Annotated in this window: 17 protein-coding genes and 1 tRNA gene; 4 read left to right on the plus strand and 14 right to left on the minus strand. The window is 64.3% G+C overall.

Translation table 11 applies throughout. The annotated features are described in order from the left end of the window. Window positions 1–436: 436 nt before the first annotated feature. The 5 genes from CJZ98_RS06035 to CJZ98_RS06055 form a co-directional block, all read right to left on the minus strand. The gene (locus CJZ98_RS06035; RefSeq protein WP_094589430.1) at window positions 437–3,556 is read right to left on the minus strand and encodes a type I restriction endonuclease subunit R; all 3,120 of its coding nucleotides are present in this window, start codon (window positions 3,554–3,556) and stop codon (window positions 437–439) included. Next, window positions 3,553–3,951, minus strand: a complete 399-nt coding sequence (gene vapC / locus CJZ98_RS06040; RefSeq protein ID WP_094589432.1) for a type II toxin-antitoxin system tRNA(fMet)-specific endonuclease VapC — start codon at window positions 3,949–3,951, stop codon at window positions 3,553–3,555. The genes CJZ98_RS06035 and vapC overlap by 4 nt, the downstream gene beginning before the upstream one ends. Window positions 3,952–3,959: 8 nt before the next feature. After that, complete coding sequence (gene vapB / locus CJZ98_RS06045) at window positions 3,960–4,196, minus strand: type II toxin-antitoxin system VapB family antitoxin (RefSeq protein ID WP_094589434.1); 237 nt, start codon at window positions 4,194–4,196, stop codon at window positions 3,960–3,962. 163 nt (window positions 4,197–4,359) lie between these two features. After that, window positions 4,360–5,700, minus strand: a complete 1,341-nt coding sequence (locus CJZ98_RS06050; protein WP_094589436.1) for a restriction endonuclease subunit S — start codon at window positions 5,698–5,700, stop codon at window positions 4,360–4,362. After that, window positions 5,697–7,442 carry a type I restriction-modification system subunit M gene (locus CJZ98_RS06055; RefSeq protein WP_094589438.1) on the minus strand — a complete coding sequence of 582 codons (1,746 nt, stop codon included), beginning with the start codon at window positions 7,440–7,442 and terminating at the stop codon, window positions 5,697–5,699. Before CJZ98_RS06055 ends, CJZ98_RS06050 begins: the two co-directional genes overlap by 4 nt. A gap of 342 nt (window positions 7,443–7,784) precedes the next feature. On the opposite strand from CJZ98_RS06055, the gene CJZ98_RS06060 reads away from it, so the two are divergent. Next, window positions 7,785–8,171: an ArdC family protein gene (locus CJZ98_RS06060; RefSeq protein WP_094589439.1), complete on the plus strand. Its 387-nt coding sequence runs from the start codon at window positions 7,785–7,787 to the stop codon at window positions 8,169–8,171. 60 nt (window positions 8,172–8,231) lie between these two features. Here CJZ98_RS06060 and CJZ98_RS06065 read toward each other — a convergent pair whose 3' ends face one another. Further along, the gene (locus CJZ98_RS06065; protein ID WP_157910892.1) at window positions 8,232–8,927 is read right to left on the minus strand and encodes a hypothetical protein; all 696 of its coding nucleotides are present in this window, start codon (window positions 8,925–8,927) and stop codon (window positions 8,232–8,234) included. Between the two features lie 242 nt (window positions 8,928–9,169). On the opposite strand from CJZ98_RS06065, the gene CJZ98_RS06070 reads away from it, so the two are divergent. The 3 genes from CJZ98_RS06070 (at window position 9,170) to CJZ98_RS06075 (ending at window position 12,296) form a co-directional block, all read left to right on the plus strand. Beyond that, a complete protein-coding gene (locus tag CJZ98_RS06070; protein WP_108723287.1) occupies window positions 9,170–11,761 on the plus strand; it encodes a bifunctional DNA primase/polymerase in 2,592 nt (863 codons plus the stop codon). Between the two features lie 35 nt (window positions 11,762–11,796). Continuing rightward, complete coding sequence (locus CJZ98_RS18205) at window positions 11,797–11,952, plus strand: hypothetical protein (protein WP_157910893.1); 156 nt, start codon at window positions 11,797–11,799, stop codon at window positions 11,950–11,952. A gap of 119 nt (window positions 11,953–12,071) precedes the next feature. Further along, on the plus strand, window positions 12,072–12,296 hold the full coding sequence (locus CJZ98_RS06075; RefSeq protein WP_157910894.1) for a hypothetical protein: 225 nt from the start codon (window positions 12,072–12,074) through the stop codon (window positions 12,294–12,296). Here CJZ98_RS06075 and CJZ98_RS06080 read toward each other — a convergent pair. The 8 genes from CJZ98_RS06080 to CJZ98_RS06110 form a co-directional block, all read right to left on the minus strand. After that, window positions 12,276–12,566 (minus strand): hypothetical protein, encoded by a 291-nt coding sequence (locus tag CJZ98_RS06080; protein ID WP_094589446.1) that lies wholly within the window; start codon window positions 12,564–12,566, stop codon window positions 12,276–12,278. The genes CJZ98_RS06075 and CJZ98_RS06080 overlap by 21 nt on opposite strands. Before the next feature lie 46 nt (window positions 12,567–12,612). Next, the gene (locus tag CJZ98_RS06085; RefSeq protein ID WP_094589448.1) at window positions 12,613–13,659 is read right to left on the minus strand and encodes a site-specific integrase; all 1,047 of its coding nucleotides are present in this window, start codon (window positions 13,657–13,659) and stop codon (window positions 12,613–12,615) included. Window positions 13,660–13,788: 129 nt separating this feature from the next. Continuing rightward, window positions 13,789–13,862, minus strand: a tRNA-Pro gene (locus CJZ98_RS06090). 15 nt (window positions 13,863–13,877) lie between these two features. Continuing rightward, the gene (locus tag CJZ98_RS06095) at window positions 13,878–14,252 is read right to left on the minus strand and encodes a Rho termination factor N-terminal domain-containing protein (RefSeq protein ID WP_232756267.1); all 375 of its coding nucleotides are present in this window, start codon (window positions 14,250–14,252) and stop codon (window positions 13,878–13,880) included. Between the two features lie 129 nt (window positions 14,253–14,381). Beyond that, the gene (locus CJZ98_RS18750; RefSeq protein WP_198537538.1) at window positions 14,382–14,540 is read right to left on the minus strand and encodes a hypothetical protein; all 159 of its coding nucleotides are present in this window, start codon (window positions 14,538–14,540) and stop codon (window positions 14,382–14,384) included. A gap of 76 nt (window positions 14,541–14,616) precedes the next feature. After that, the gene (locus CJZ98_RS19020; protein ID WP_232756256.1) at window positions 14,617–15,018 is read right to left on the minus strand and encodes an MliC family protein; all 402 of its coding nucleotides are present in this window, start codon (window positions 15,016–15,018) and stop codon (window positions 14,617–14,619) included. Beyond that, window positions 15,015–15,764 carry a peptide-methionine (S)-S-oxide reductase MsrA gene (gene msrA / locus CJZ98_RS06105; RefSeq protein WP_094589450.1) on the minus strand — a complete coding sequence of 250 codons (750 nt, stop codon included), beginning with the start codon at window positions 15,762–15,764 and terminating at the stop codon, window positions 15,015–15,017. The genes CJZ98_RS19020 and msrA overlap by 4 nt, the downstream gene beginning before the upstream one ends. A gap of 78 nt (window positions 15,765–15,842) precedes the next feature. Then, window positions 15,843–16,115: a hypothetical protein gene (locus CJZ98_RS06110; protein ID WP_094589452.1), complete on the minus strand. Its 273-nt coding sequence runs from the start codon at window positions 16,113–16,115 to the stop codon at window positions 15,843–15,845. Between the last annotated feature and the right edge of the window lie 12 nt (window positions 16,116–16,127).

Here is a 16,127-nt window from a genome sequence, read left to right on the forward strand (position 1 = left end):
TTCTTTTTGCCTTGTTTGCCTTCTGGCTGCAGATCCTGAGCAGCCAGCTTGTAGCTCTGAGGTGCAACAAGCTGCCATCAAGCGTTGAGACAGCTGCGGCTTGATAATCACTCAGCAAGGCACCTGACTGCCAGAATCTGTATTGGCGGCAGCGGCTCCGACTTTCTCAGGAGGCCCTACTGATGTACTGCAGGCTCCGGTAATTGGCTCCAGATGTGATCCCACGGGATAAGGTTACCCCATGGTGAATATGGAGTGCAACGTCTGGTATTCGTTGCAGATTCATCAGGCCCTGAGGCCCCCCCCCTCTAGCTGCTCAACCGCGGTACTGGAGACAGACTGGAGATTGCTTGCTAACGATGCCTACTGGTGCCTTGTGCCCTAATGAGAAGACCGAATAAGCAGTCGCCCTTGTTGGGAAGTCGGATGAATCTGCTCAGCTTTGCCCCGCCGCCCGCTGCCGGAGGGCCTCCCACAGACCCGCGTAGTTGAGCAGGATGTCCTTCAGACCGGACTGCACGGCGGGCTGGTTGAGGGCCTGGGTGCTCATGGTCGTGTGGGCATCAAGGGCGTTGATGATGGCGTTGGTCAGTTCGCTCTGCAGGTCGGGCGAGTTACTGAACTGCTCCTTGGAGTTGCTGGCGGCCTGTTGCTGCAGCAGTTCCGATTCCAGCAGCTTGCCCTTGAGCACGTTGTTGACGTACACCAGCTTGTCGGAGTCGCTCAGCTCGCCCTCGAACAGGTCATTGACCCTGGCGATGATCTCTTCCAGCAGGGCTTTCTGCTTCTCCTGCACCTGGCCGGTGCCGGCTTCTGTAAGGGGCTGGAGCTTGGGGGCCTCGCCTTCACCGAGGGGCAGGTGACGCTTGCCCAGGTTCTTGAGGGTGTGGTGGGTGAGCACCACCTTGGAGAGATCGACGCTGTCGCGCTCGCGGCCGAACTCCAGCAACGGCAGCAGGCGCTTGTAGAAGATCGAGCGCTTCTCCACGGCCGTGCTGCCGTAGTCGAAGATCTGCGAGAGGAAGGTGTAGAGCCGCAGGAAGGCCCCCATGTCGGCCTTGAACAGGGTCAGGGCGTTCAGCGCGTCCTCGGCCTCCTTGGTGGCGGCGGTATCCCCCAGCTCCCGGGCCACGGCGAGGGCGTTCTGGGCCGCCTTGTACTTCTTGAGCAGCCGATCGGCCACGGGTTCGAGGGCCCTGGCCAGCTCGCTCTGCTTGCCGTTGGGGTCCAGCTCCACCTTCACCACCCGCTCCACTTCGAAGTCGTCGTAGTGGCCGGCCGCATCGAGCTTGGCCCGCAGGTCGAACACCAGATTGGGATCGGTGGTGCCTGCCAGTTCGGCGGTCTCGTAGAAGGTCTGGAAGGCCTCCAGGATCTCGCTGGGGTCATTGACGAAATCCACCACGTAGGTCTCGTCCTTGCCCGGGTGGCAGCGGTTCAGGCGTGAGAGGGTCTGCACGGCCTGGATGCCGGCCAGGCGCCGATCCACGTACATGCCGCAGAGCAGCGGCTGGTCAAAGCCGGTCTGGAACTTGTTGGCCACCAGCAGGATCTGGTACTCCTCCGTCGCGAAGGCCTCGCGGATGTCCCGGCCCTTGAGACCCGGGTTGAGGGCGGCGCTGGTCTCGCTGAAGTCATCGGGGCCGCTCTCCCTGTCGGTGACGGAACCGGAGAAGGCCACCAGGGTGCCGATCGGGTAGCCCTTCTCCTTGATGTAGCGCTCGATCGCCAGCTGCCAGCGCACCGCCTCCAGCCGGCTGGCCACCACCACCATCGCCTTGGCCCTGCCCTCCAGCAGGGGGGCGATGAACTCCAGGAAGTGCTCAACGACGATCTGCACTTTCTGGGCGATGTTGTAGGGGTGCAGCCGCACCCAGCCCATGATCCCCTTGAGTGCAGCGCTCTTCTCCACCTGGGCGTTGTCGTAGCTGGCGCCGTTGTGGGCTAGGCGGAAGGCCAGCTTGTAGCTGGTGTAGTTGCGCAGCACATCGAGGATGAAGCCCTCCTCGATCGCCTGGCGCATCGAATAGACGTGGAAGGGCTCAGGCCGGTTGGTGTCGCTGGCGGGTTCAGCAGGGTTGGGGCGCCTGCCGAAGAGCTCCAGGGTCTTGGCCTTGGGGGTGGCGGTGAAGGCCACGAAGGTGATGCCGCTGTCCCTGGCGCGGGCGGCCATCTGGGCAGCCAGCACGTCGTCCATGCTCACCTCGCCGCCATCATTCAGCTCCGCCAGCTCCTCGGCGCTGAGCACGGCTTTGAGCTTGGCGGCGGCCTCTCCGCTCTGGGAGCTGTGGGCCTCATCGGCGATCACCGCAAAGCGCTTGCCCTCGGTGGCGGCCAGCTTGCGCACCTCCTCCAGGGCATAGGGGAAGGTCTGGATCGTGCAGACCACGATCTTCTTGTCGCCCGAGAGGGCGGCAGCGAGCTTGCTGCTCTTGCTGCCATCGGCATTGGTGATGCTGGCCACCACGCCGGTGGTGCGCTGGAAGTCAAAGAGCGCCTCCTGCAGCTGGGTGTCGATCACGTTGCGGTCGGACACCACCAGCACCGTGTCGAACACCTTGCGGTGCTCAGCGTCGTGCAGCTCAGCCAGGAAGTGGGCACTCCAGGCGATCGACTTGGTCTTGCCGGAGCCGGCGGAGTGCTGCACCAGGTATTTGCCGCCCACCCCCTCCGTCAGCACCGCGGCCTGGAGCTGACGGGTGACAGCGAGCTGGTGGTAGCGGGGGAAGACCAGCTCCTTGATCTGCTTCTTGCTGTCACGGCTGGCCACCAGGTAGCGGCCGAGGATCTCCAGCCAGCTGTGGCGGTCCCACACCTCCTCCCAGAGGTAGCCGGTGCGGTAGCCGCGCGTGGGATCGAGTGGATTTCCGGCGCCGCCCTCATCCCCCCGGTTGAAGGGCAGGAAGGTGGTGGCGGGGCCGAGCAGCTTGGTGGTCATGCGCACCTCGCGGGTGCTCACGGCGAAATGCACCAGGGCACCGCTGGGGAAGGCAAGCAGCGGTTCGGGGTTCTGACCCTTGGGCTTGGGGTGCCGATCGAAGCGGTACTGATCCACCGCGTCGTCGATCGACTGGGTGAAGTCGGTCTTGAGTTCAGCGGTGGCGACGGGCAGGCCGTTGAGCAACAGCACCAGATCGATGCTGTTCTCGTTGTGGAGTGAGTAGCGGAGCTGCCGCACCACCCGCAGGCGGTTGGCGTCGTAGCGGGCCAGGATCTCGGGATTGAGGGCCAGGGCCGGCTTGAACTGCGCCAGCTGCAGGGGCTTCCTGAGACCCAACAGCTCGATGCCGTTGCGGAGGACGTCGAGCGTGCCGCGCTGATCCAGCTGGGCCCGCAGGCGGTTCAGCAGGGTGTCTGTGGCGCTGGCGCCGTGGTTCTTCTGCAGCAGCTCCCAGGCCTCGGGCTGACTCTCCTGCACCCAGGCCAGGAGATCAGCGGGAAAGAGGGCACGGGCACGGTCGTAGGCCCGGTTGTCGTCCTCGGCATAGAGCCAGCCATGGGCGCCGAGGCGTTGGGCGATCTCGACCTCGAAGTTGATCTCGTGGTGGAGGCTCATAGCCAGTTCTCCTGCAGCAGACCCTCAACCCGCTCGAACTCCCGCAGGTTGTTGCTCACCAGGGTGAGGCCCTCGCTGCGGGCATGGGCCGCGATGTGCAGGTCATTGACGCCGATCGGTGTGCCCTTGCGTTCCAGGGCACTGCGGATCTGGCCGTAGTGCTGTGCCGCCTTGGGGCCATAGGCCAGTACCTCCAGCCGGGAGCAGAAGTTTTCCACCACCCCCAGGGAACGGGCGGGATCGGAGCTCTTCTCGGCCCCGTGCAGCAGCTCCGCCAGCGTGATCGCCGAGATGGCAAGGTGGCCGGCGTGACGGTTGAAGATGGGCAGCAGCGACCCCGGCCGCTGCCTGATCACGTAGATGCAGATGTTGGTATCGAGCAGGTACCGGAGCATCGCTGGGCTCAGAGCGCCTCCCGTTCGTCCTGGTGCTGGGAGGCCCGCTCCGCCAGGAAATCGTCTGGAACGGTGGGGCCGCCCAGGAAGAAGCTGTCCCAGCTGGAGCCCAGGGGGGCAATGATCCGCTCCTGACCGCAGGCACGCACCTCCACCTCCTTGACCGACTCGGGCAGGCGCAGGTCAGCCGGGATGCGCACGGCCTGGCTGCGATTGCTGAGAAACAGCTTGGTCACCGCCACCATGACACCCTCTGTATATCCACCAAGGCTATCCCAGGCGTGAGGGTTGTGCAGGGTGCGGAGGCGTCTCGGTCTCCTGGGCGAAGCGGGTGGCTGCCTCGGCGATGCGGATGCCTCTGGGGTTGCCCGGCTGGCAGAACGATTCGTGTTGTCATAAGGGTGGAGCTCATGCGACAGCGGCCTCGGGGACCAGGCCACGGACGTCGATCTGGCCGGTGACGGCAGCGGAGATCAGGGCGGAGCGTCGCTCCAGCAGAAGACGGATTGAATCATTTGCCTCATCTGTGAGTTTGCCGTATCTGTTGTCTGCTTCAAACAGAGTTTGTGTGATGGCTTTCTGTTCATCCAAGGGAGGGAGGCAGATTTCGTTTTCTAGAATCTTCTGAGGGGATGTATGTCTTACCTTTTGGCCTGTTGCCTTGATTCCTACGCTTGCCTTGAGAATTGGTGAATTCATTAGCCAATATAGGAAGCTTGTGTCAAGCAACTCTTCTCTTAATCGGGTGACCAATCCAAGGCGCTGATTGTGTAGATAAGCCTCTCCTGGGGGCACGAATAGCGTTGTCCCGACAAGGCCCGGAGCCTGCTCAGTCATGACGATGAGCATTTGCCCCTCTTTAAGAATGAACTCCCCAGGCACGTCGTTCCCGGCATAGTACTTCTCGGGGTCTTTCCTTCTAAAGCCGCCTAGTTCATTGAAATTTCCGGGTGTCATTAGCACGTATTCTCCGACATCAGAGAAGTGGCTGCCATCAAAGGCGTAGCCGTGCTTTAGTGCGAACAGGTTTTTCAAGCGATGGTTTTCCCAGTGCTCCGGCACCTCCCCCAGCCACTCCACGCCTGAGTCCTTCATTGGCGCGTCAGGGTTCAGCCCCTTGGTGACGGCCTGGGAGATCACGGCCTGACGCTTCTCCTGGAGCAGCTCGATCAGTCGCTGTTGCTCGGCGATCAGGGCGTCGATCTTGGCGGTTTCGTCGTCTAGGAATGATGCTATGGAGGCTTGTTCGGAGTGGGGAATCAGAGGCAAATCAACTTGAGTAAAGTTTGAGAATCTAAGGGCCTGTCCATCTCGAACAAGGTTGGAGGTTGATTGAAGAGCCTGTATGTAGCGATCGCTCTTAAATAGCCAGCGAAAGAAGCCTGGGTGGATATCCTTGATTGGCGAGAGCATCACGTAGGCAGAGCTGATAGAACCGCGATAAAGAGAGTATTCGATTCCACCTTGAAAGCTTCTCATGCTAATGATGAAGTCGCCAGGCTCGACATGTTTCAGAATGTCTGCCCCTTTAATGACTTCTACAACTCGACGTCCTTCCGATTCGACAAAGTCTATTTGCTTGACTATCCCAAGCTTTTGGGAGGCTGTGAGTTGCTCGTCATCCTCATGCGCTCGCTGGTTTCTAAGTGCAAATCTTCTCCTGCTCTGGCCGACGCTCCAATGCTCCGGCACCTCCCCCAGCCACTCCACGCCGCTGTCCTTGTAGGCCGGGTAACGGGGAAAGCTCACGCCGTCAGCCCCCCGATCATCTCCAGGATCCGATCCGTGACTTGCTTGAGCTCGGCGTCGATGACCTCCAGAGGCCGGGGTGGGGTGAACACGTAGAAGTGGCGGTTGAAGGGAATCTCGTAGCCGACCTTGGTCTTGTCATGGTCAATCCAGGCGTCAGGCACGTGGGGCAGCACCTCCCGCTCGAAGTAGGTCTGAACGTCCTCCGAGAGGGGCACGTTCTCTGTATCCCGCAGGCTGCTGTCGGGTTGGGGTTTGCCCTTTGCCTTGCCGCGCTGCCCCAGCACCACGTTGCCCGCCTCGTCCCGTAGGGGACGCTCCACCGTGATCGTGCGGTAGCCGAAGGCCTCGTTGGCAAAGATCTTGCTGATCGGCTTGCCGTCCTTCTCGGCTGGCTCGAAGCGCCCAAACAGCTGGGTGATCTCCTCGATGTGCTCAGCGCTGAGCTCCTTGCGCTTGCTGCCCAGGCTCTTGCGCATCTTCTGCCAAAAGCCACTGGCGTCAATCAGCTGCACCTTGCCCTTGCGGGCCTGGGGTTTGCGGTTGCTCAGGATCCAGACATACGTGCTGATCCCTGTGTTGTAGAACATGTCCGTAGGCAGAGCCACGATCGCCTCCAGCAGGTCGTTCTCCAGCACATAGCGGCGGATCTCGCTTTCGCCAGATCCTGCGCCACCGGTGAACAGCGGTGAGCCGTTGAGCACGATGCCGATGCGGCTGCCCCCATCGACGGCCGGGCGCATCTTCGAGAGCAGGTGCAGCAGGAACAGCAGAGAGCCATCACTCACCCTGGGCAGGCCAGGCCCGAAGCGTCCCTCGTAGCCCATCAGCTGGGCTTCCTTGCGGATGTCCTTCTCGATCTTCTTCCAGTCCACACCAAAGGGAGGATTGGAGAGCATGTAGTCGAACTGCAGCTCCTGCAGGCCGTCGTCGTTGAGCGTGTTCCCGAAGATGATGTTGCGGATGTCCTGGCCCTTGATCAGCATGTCGGCCTTGCAGATCGCGTAGGACTCCGCGTTCAGTTCCTGGCCATACATCACCAGCCGGGCCTGGGGGTTGTGCTCCGCCACATACTCGTCGCTAACGCTCAGCATCCCACCGGTTCCCACGGCCGGGTCGTAGAGGGTGCGCACCACGCCGGGCTTGCTGAGGGCGTCGTCGTCTTCGATGAACAGCAGGTTCACCATCAGCCGGATCACCTCCCGCGGTGTGAAGTGCTCCCCGGCCGTCTCGTTGGATTCCTCCGCGAACCGGCGGATCAGCTCCTCGAACACCGTGCCCATCTGGGCGTTGCTCACCACCTCCGGGTGCAGGTCGATCCCCGCGAAGCGTTCCGTGACCAGGTACAGCAGGCCCGCCTTGGCGAGCTTGTCGATCTGGGTGTGGAATTCAAAGCTCTCGAAGATGTCCCGCACGGCTGGGGAGAAGGCCTGCAGGTAGGCCCGCAGGTTCTCGCCGATGTGGTCCTGATCACCCATCAGCCGCTTCATGTCGAGCGGTGAGGTGTTGTAGAAGAGCAGGCCGGCCTTCTTGAGCAGGAAGGGCTCGGGGTTCAGACCGGCGGCCTCACGCAGCTCCTTCTCGGCCAGCACCTCGGCCTTGGTGGCCTCCAGCACGCAGTCCAGGCGCCGCAGCACCGTGAACGGGAGGATCACCTTACCGAAGTCGCTGCGCTTGTAGTCCCCCCGCAGCAGGTCGGCCACCGACCAGATGAAGGAGGAGAGGTTCTGCTCGCTCGCCAAAGGCTCGGGCTGGGGCAACTGGGGCCAGTCTGCCTGTGGGGCCCTGGTTCTGCGGGGTCTTGCAACTCCTCCTGGGAGTGGGTTTTCAACTGGGCCCTTGGCATTGGCCAGGTTCTATGTCCAGGCCTGTTCCGCTGTACCCCAGCCGTGTGCCTCCAGCTACTCCTGCTGAGTCCTAGATAAAGGCGCGCGCAGGATTCCTCAGCGTGCGCGGCCGGGTAAGGGCTGCGCAAGCCGACCCACCACAGGCATTGGGACGCCAGGGGCACTGGGTTCACCGAGCGCTTTGGCCGGCCCTTGCCCTGGCCGCGCTGGCGCTGTCGGTCCTGCGCTGCTGCCCCCATGGCTGCTGTCTCTTCGCCCACGACCCGCCGGGGTGCCACCACCCGCAAGCGGGCTGGTGCTGCCCACACCCGCAAGAGCACTGGTCCCAGCCCGGAAGACAAGCTCGTCGCGGCGCTGGTCTGCCTGCTCGAACAGGGCACCACCCCTTGGCGGCGGCCCTGGGACAGCACGGGTGGAGGCCACCACGTCAACCTGCTTTCAGGCCACCGCTACCGGGGGGCGAACCCGATCCTGCTCACCCTGGGGATGCACCTTCGGGGCTCTGCCTTGCCCTACTGTTGTGGGTATGCAGGAATAAAGGCCGCTGGGCTCACGTTAGGGTTTGCCGTATCAATAAGGATTATGGCAATGCTAGCCCTGGAGATGCCAGTTCCTAGTCGTTAACTAGAAGCTGTTCTTTCCTGGCTTAAATGCCATGCAATGGCATGTACAGCAGGAGCTCTACTAGCGGATTCGCTCTAATAAGGCTTTCTCTGTTGAGGGGCCCTCTAGGCCGTCAGCCAGCATGACAAGTGCACTGAGCTCAAGCTCTAACTCAGCCGGGCTCCAAGTGGATTCCCCGCAGATGACCCCTTTTAGTCTGGAAATCCGGTGGTCGTCACCCGCGGGGTAGTGCTCCCGGATGGTCCGGCGGAGGTCGTCGATCAGGTCGATCTCTTTGCGAGCGCAAAGGCGGCGAATGAGACGCCCGAAGTTACGGGAGAGCTTCTCAGCCTGTTCTTCTGAGAAGTGGTGGGCAGTAAGGTCAAAATCGAGGGGCATCCGGGTTCCGAGGAAGACTTCGACCCACCACCCGACACTGGGTGGTTCGCCTTCTTCGAGGACTGGGGTGGCGTTGGCGTAGTGGTTGGAGCTGGTTGTGTTGGGGATGAGAGTCCCCTCTGTCTGGTAGCGCCAGACGAAATAATTGAGGCGCTCGATGCCCAGAAAGATGCGCGGTCCTGGGCTGAAGAGCTTGCGTTGGCGCAGTCCACTGATCTGGCTGCTGTGGAACCAGGACGCTCCGTCTAGGGAGGAGCGGACCAAGCTTGTCATCACTGGGTGGGACCAGTTGTTGCCGTCCATCCAGGCGGTGAAGAGCTTCTGGAAGACCCGGGTGCCTTTCTCGAACTGCTCCTGGTACTGGTTGGAGGGATCCATGTCCAATTCAGATGCTGTCACGTTGCTCACGAGCGGCGCAGTCCAAAGGAGCGGATCTCACTGAGCTTAATCCGGCACCGGTCAGGCTGCAACCGGAACCAGTCAGACCTTTCTTTTGCACCGAACTGGATGCGGGAGCGCTTACCCTCAAGCGGTCGACCGCCTGGGGTGCCGCTTCCTGCTCGTCGAAGGAGCGGCTTCCTGGGGGTCGGAGCCACGGCCCAAACTGCGATTTCCTTCAGATGTCAGACCAGCACAAGCCTGAGTTCACCCCCGAGGGGACTCCGCCCTCGGGGGGCAAGCAGCTGCCGCCTCCCGGCACTCCACTGGACTGGGTGCGGGCCGGGGTGTTCCCGGAGGACTGGACGCTGATTCCGGTCGCGGGGAAGTCCACCTACATCAAGGAATGGGGTGACCACAAGCGGCGCCGGATCGACTCGGAGGGCCTCTACTTCGAGGACAGCCGGTACAACGGCTTCGGGGTCGTGACCGGGGAGCTCTCGGGGGGACTGATCGCCCTGGACATCGATGGGCCTGACGCCGATCGGCGGTATCGGGCCGAGGCCGGTGAGGGCTATGAGGCCTACGGCGAGGAGCAGACCATGAGCTGGACCTCCGGGAAGCCCGGGCGCCGGCAGCTGCTCTACCGGGTGCCGGAGCACATGGTGCCGCTGATGGCCGACATCAACACCGTGATCCTGCGGGAGGACGGGGAGTGGGCCCTGGGCCAGGGGGACACCAACCGGACCAAGAAGGAGCAGGCGGGCGAGGAGTACGAGGAGCTGGTGCTGCGGTTCAACCGGTGCCAGTCGGTGCTGCCGCAGAGCATCCACCCGGACACCGGCAAGCGGTATCGGTTCCTCAACTACAACGGCGGCCAGCCGGCCGAGGCGCCGGAGTGGGTGCTCGAGGTGATCAGGCCCCACCTCAAGGCGAAAGCCTGGCTGTCCGAGGAGGAGATGGGGCAGCTGGAGGCGGAGGCGGGCAAGACCCTGCTGCCGAGCCGGCAGATCCGGGGCTGGTTCTTCTCCGAGGAGGTGCAGAGCAAGCTGCTGCCGCGGCTCGATGAGTTGGTCTTCAAGCACCCCACCTTCGACCAGTACGGGTGGGACATCAGGCCTGGCAAGAGCCCGCAGATGATGAGTGGCTGCCCCTGGCACGGGGGCAAGTCGGGCACCAGCTTCCAGTATTCGGAGCTCTCGGGGTGCTGGGACTGCAAGGCCTGCGGGGTCGGTGGCGATGTCTTGGACTTCGTCCACAAGATCAAGACCGGGGACAAGTTCGCAGGGAAGCCCAAGGGGCCGGCTCTGGAGAACTACGTCGCGGAGATCGCCAAGGAGCTGGGGTATCGGTATCCCGATGACGCCCAGGCGGTGGTGCGGACTGAGGTGACGGCGAGGCCGAGGCTGCTGATGACTTCGGAGGGCTTCCTCAAGACGCTAAGCAAGATCATCAAGGAGCACCCCAACCCGGCTCACGCCAAAGACTTGATGGCGGATCTCGCCATGAGGACTGGGCGGCGGATGTCGGCGATTGACTGCATCAGGGCGGAGCAGGAGTACAGCGCCTATGTGCTGTCTCAGAAGACGAATGCGAAGCCCTGGTGGGAGATTGCGAAGATGACCTTCACGATTCCCAACCTCATGATGCGGCCGGCCCAGATCATCCTGCATGCGGCCCCGGGGAAGGGGAAGACCTCTGCTGCCATGGGGTTTGCACGGATGGTGGGGCGCGGGGAACCCATGACGATCCGGGGCATTCAGGTGCCGATCCAGGCCGGGAAGGTGCTGTGGATCCAGAACGACCAGAACCCAGCGAAGCTCGTCAGGGACTGCGAGGACAACGGGATCGATCCTGAGAAGGACTCCGAGTGGTTCATTGTGAAGCGGGGCTTCCAGATGAACTACGTCGCGGACCTGACGAAGTGGATCAATGAGGTCAAGCCGGCCCTGGTGGTGATCGACTCGATCGGCTCCTGTTCTACAGACATGCAGGAGCAGGAGAAGGACAAGGCGTTCGCGAGCCCTCTGTACTACTACAGCCGGATGAATGGGGAGAATCCCGACCTCGGGGGGTTCAATCCCTGCACCATCATGTGGATCCACCATGACAACGCGCAGGGGGAGGTGCGGGGCACCCGCTACCTGACCGCCGCGGTGGACGAGCAGTGGCACCTGAGGGACCTGACGGAGGCCGAGAAGGAGAAGGTGCGGGCCAAGGGGAAGGTGGCCAGCAACTGCCGCTTCATCCAGGTCAAGAAGAGCCGGATGGGCCGGGAGGGCGACCTGCTGATGGTGGAGCGGGACGTGAACGGCACCTACAGCGTCTGGGACCACACGCCGACCGAGAGGCGCACCGATGAGGGGCAAGGGGACCCTGAGCCGATGACCATGGCCCTCAGGATCGTCAGGGACCGTGCTCGGGGGGAAGGGGCCCCGGAGGAGCGCCGGATGACCGCGCCGGAGGTCTGGGAGCAGCTGGTGGAGGAGAGGGCCGGCCTGGGGCTGGAGTCGCCTTCCAAGAAGAGCGTCCGCCGGTGGCTCGATCGCTGGGTGGAGGACGGGGTTCTCGTCCTCGGGGGGATTGTGATGGTTGGGAAGGCCCGGACCAGGACCTACACCACACCTTCCACCCCCCCTCGCGTGGGGTGGTCGTTGGAGTGTCCCTTGTCCCTCGTTGCCCCAGACCCCAGTGATAGTCAGGAATTAACGAGGGACACGACCACGGACAACGAGGGACATGTCCTCGTTCCGAGGAGCCCCCAACGAGGGACATGTCCCCCGAGGGCGCTGACGATGTCCCTCGTAAAAATCCAGTCGTGGACAGCGATCTGACCCTACGAGGGACAAGGGACACCAATTCAGATGCAATGATCTGTCCCTCGCAAGCCGAGGAGGCCGAGTCTCAGGCTGAGCCGCTAGGTGCCCCACCCAGCGAGGCAACGCAGGCTCCCCCCGAGGACGACTTCAGCGAGCTGCTGCGGCACCGGCCGGAGTGGGACAGCCTCGACTCGGCCTTCGGGTGACCCTTTCCGAAACAGGTTGTAGAGTTCACCGGATCGGGGCCTGCAGTGCGGGCTCCTCTCTTTTTCTTCATTCACTCAACGCGATGCCATTTCTTACCGAAGCTCCCCCGGTGCGGAGCATGAGCAACACCCAGGCGGAGGCCACCGCCGAGGAGGCCCTCCGGGTGGTGGGCCGGATCCTCGAGGCGGAGGGCATGCCCCCACTCACCGCGGAGCAACACGGCTACGCCGTCCATGTGGTGGCCACGGCCCTGGCCCCCGAGGACGGCACGGCGCTAGTGCTGGAGGGGCCGGCGGGCACGGGGAAGACGACCGCAACCGGCTCAGTTGCTCCTGCGCCTTGACGACGTGCTATCCCACCTATTCAGGAACTGGTTGACTGCTTTCGTGCGGTGAAATCGGTAGCGAGGCCTGCGGGCGGTGCCAATGTTGCGGACGGCGTCGCCCCCAGGGATGCCCTTTGACATCTGGTACACAAGGGCTTTGGTGTCGGCGAGGCCCACCAGCCTGCAGAACTCCTTGGAGTCCACCCAGTCGCTCTCAGGAGAGGAGCTCTCCAGGAGTCGATCGAGCTTGCGCTCCAGTGTCTCGAGCCTGATGAGGACCTCGTCCATTTCGGTCTAGATGGGCCTGAATGAACCTCAGCATAACCGGAAAAGGTCAGAGCCGGAAGTTGCTCCGGAGTGCTGTCAGCTTCTCCGCCTGCAGCCAGCGGCGGTAGGTCCGTGTGTGGATCTCCAGGCTGTGCCCCATGAGTTGGCAGCCAATGTCTGCGGGGATGCCCTTGGTGATCAGGCGGATGGCGTAGGCGTGGCGGAGGGTGTAGAGGCCCCAGGGCAGGGGGCCCCGATCGTGGAGGTAGTCGTTGGCCACCTTGGCGATGGTGTCTTTGCCCTGGGGTGGTCGGGGCAGTCCCCCGAGCTCGAAGCGCTCAACCCACCGCTGGGGCACCGGCCACGCGATGCGGTTGCCGGTTTTGGTGTCGTCGGAGATAACGCAGTTGCCCTCGGGGTCGATCTCAGCCTCGACGGCCTCGTGCGGGCGTAGCCCGTAGGTGGCACACATGCCGTAGAGCCAGCGCCAGTGGGGCAGCTTGATCAGGCGGTAGAGGCGCTCGATCTCTTTGTCGGTGGGGATGTCCCGGGGCGTGAGGCTGGCTGAGGTGTAGCCGCGGCCTGCGGCCTGGACGTTCTCGGGGGGAATGCCGGTGGCCCGGCAGACCTGGGCCAGGATGTTGGCCGTATCGCGGCGGCCGGCGGTGCCTTCCCGGAGTGAGCGGACGATCCGTAGGGCCACCGCCTCAGTCATGGGCCCGCTGGGGGGCAGCTTGTTGAGGGCTGGGCGCCACTTCTTGTCCCAGGAGGTCTCGGTCTTGAAGCGCTGCTCGTAGAGGCGGCGGCCTGCTTCGCGGAAGGCGTCGACCGAGAGGGTGTCCCCGACCTCGGGGGCGTCCCAGTGACTCCAGGAGAAGGTGCCGGTGCGTAGCTGGTGGCCGAGCTCGATGGCCTGCCGCTCGGCGTCGGGGAGGGAGGCGTAGCTCGCAGGCAGCCCCATGGTGATGCGTTGGCGGCGCTGGATGCTTGGGTCGTCGCGGTCCACCAGGGTGGCCCGAAGCACCAGGGAGGCCTTGCGCTGTTCGATGGAGCAGCGGTGGCCGCCGGCCTTGAGCCGGGCGTTCAGCTCCCCGAGGGCGGCGTCGAGGGACACGGGGTGGACCGGATGGTGGACCGATTCTGGCGTTTAGGTGGGCCTAGGCAGGCCTAAACGGATAGGAACAAAAAAGCCGCCTCTTGGGGAGAGGCGGCTCTGTGACTGGGATCTACCGATCTGATTAAATCGGAGCGACAGGATTTGAACCTGCGACCCCCACTACCCCAAAGTGGTGCGCTACCAAGCTGCGCTACGCCCCGGCGAGAAAGAAGTTATCACAGCGGCTTTCGGCCACTGGCCTGGATTCGGCGCAGCAGCCGGGCGGTGAGTTGGTCCCGATCCAGGCGCCCGTAGCCGCGCAGCTGCCACTGGCCCGCCAGCTGGCGCAGCTCCGCCAGGGTCATGGAGGCCAGGCGCAGTTCCGGCACCCGTCGCCAGGCCCCAGAGGCCACCGGCAGCTCACTGCCGACGCGCCCTTCGCGCAGGCCTGCCAGGGCCCCGCCGGCCATCCATTCCGGTACCAGAACGAACAGCACGGCCAGCAGGCCATAGAGCTCCACCAGGCCCCGCGGCAGGGGATGGAGCCGTCGGGGCTCCGCCAGCGCCTCGGGGGGCTGCGCCGCTGGGTTCGGCGTCTCGGTGCTCGGCAGCGTGCTGTTTGGCAACTCAGCGCTTGGCAACTCAGGGCGATCCACGGCAGCAGTCAGGGGACCCGGCGGAGCAGCCCGCACGGTCGGCATTGTCTCCCAGATCCGCCCCGCCCCCGGTTCGTGCCGGCCTCAGATCAGTCCCCGCTGGGCCGCGGGCGGCTGTTGACGCCACAGCAGGGGCGTCTCCTGGGCGGGCTGCAGCCGCACGAACCAGAACACCAGGGCAAACACCAGCCCCAGGGTCGCCACCAGGCCCAGGATCACGGTGCGGTCGGGAAGGGGAGTCATGGCAAGGGCTTCGGGGCAGGGCGGGCACCCCAGGGGTGCCGTGCTGGGGCGGGAGCGCAGCGGTCCGGGCCTGGCCTCAGACCTGCTCGGTGCGCAGGCACTGGATGCGCTTGGGCAGCCGCTCCACGGTGAGCTCGTCGCCCTGCAGGATCAGGCGCAGGTCGTCGCCGCGGTAGCGCAGGCCAGGCTCATCGGAGGGCTCCCGGAACAGGGTGGTGCGAAAGCCGCCGCTGATCAGCGAGGCCTGGGCGTCGTTGCGCTCCACCACCACCGCCCCCTGGCCGCCGCAGAGGAAACGCTCCTTGATGGCGTAGTCCTCCCACCAGGGGGAGCTCATCGCCCGGGCCGCGGGTGCCAGGGCCAGATGCAAGCTGGCCCCAGCGGTGGTGAGTGCGGCGGCCAGGGCGGCGCTGAGCCGGAGCGCACGGGCCACCAGGTCCGCACCGCGCCCCAGGCTGGTGAGGCCTCGATCGCTCATGGCTGGATCGGAGCGAGCTGGATCGGTGTGTTGTCGCCGCGCAGCACGCAGTGAGAGATCGACCAGTCGTACTGATTCCACACCTGGGCGGGCAGTTTGAAGGCGGCGCCGGCGAAGCCATCCAGCCGCAGGCCACTGGGTTGGGCCGAGCAGTAGGGCCGGCTGCCGGGGCGGGCCAGGTACTGCTGGTGATGGGCCTCGGCGAAGAAGAAGGGCTTGCCGCTGGCGATTTCGGTGGTGATGCGTCCGTGGCCGGCGGCATCCAGCAGCTGCTGGTACCGCTCGCGGCTGGCCTCGGCGAGGGCCAGCTGCCCCGGGCTGTCCACGTAGATGGCCGAGCGGTACTGGGTGCCCGTGTCGTTGCCCTGGGCCATGCCGGCGGTGGGGTCGTGGCACTCCCAGAACAGCTTGAGCAGGTCGCTGAAGTCGATGGCGTTCACGTCCCACACCACGCGCACCACCTCGGTGTGGCCGGTGCGGCCCGAGCACACCTCCTCGTAGCTGGGATTGGGGGTGAAGCCGCCGGCGTAGCCCACGGCGGTGCTCACCACCCCGGGCAGCCGCCAGAAGCCCTTCTCGGCGCCCCAGAAGCAGCCACAGCCGAACAGGGCTTCGGCCTGGCTGGTGCTGAGGGGCGCCTTGAGGGCCGTGCCCAGCACCACGTGGCGATCAGAGGTGGGGATGGGATCGGGACGGCCCTTCAGGGCGGCTTCGGGGGCCACCAGAGAAGTCTTGCTGCCGCCCATGCTGCTGAAGAGTCCGAACACCGTTGCCGCTGGCTTTCGGGGCCCCGCCGCTGGGCCGGGTCCGCTGGGACCGCGAGCTTAGGCAGTCCGGCCGCCGTCGGCGGGCTCCAGGGCGATGTGGTTCAGCAGGGTGGTGGTGAAGGAGAACAGCAGGAAGGGCAGCGACAGCACCAGGATCAGGCCCACACCCACCAGGGCGAAGATCGGCTTGCTGGCCCCCATCAGCGCCAGGCCGGCGGCCAGGCTCACGAAGATCACCAGCATCCAGATCAGGATCTGCCCGTAGATATCCCCGAAGGTGAGGGTGCAGCGGAGGTTGTAAGGCTGCCCGGCAGGATTCCCGTTGGCCATGGCGGCGTCGCG

The sequence above is a fragment of the Vulcanococcus limneticus LL genome (genome assembly GCF_002252705.1).
Taxonomy (GTDB): domain Bacteria; phylum Cyanobacteriota; class Cyanobacteriia; order PCC-6307; family Cyanobiaceae; genus Vulcanococcus; species Vulcanococcus limneticus.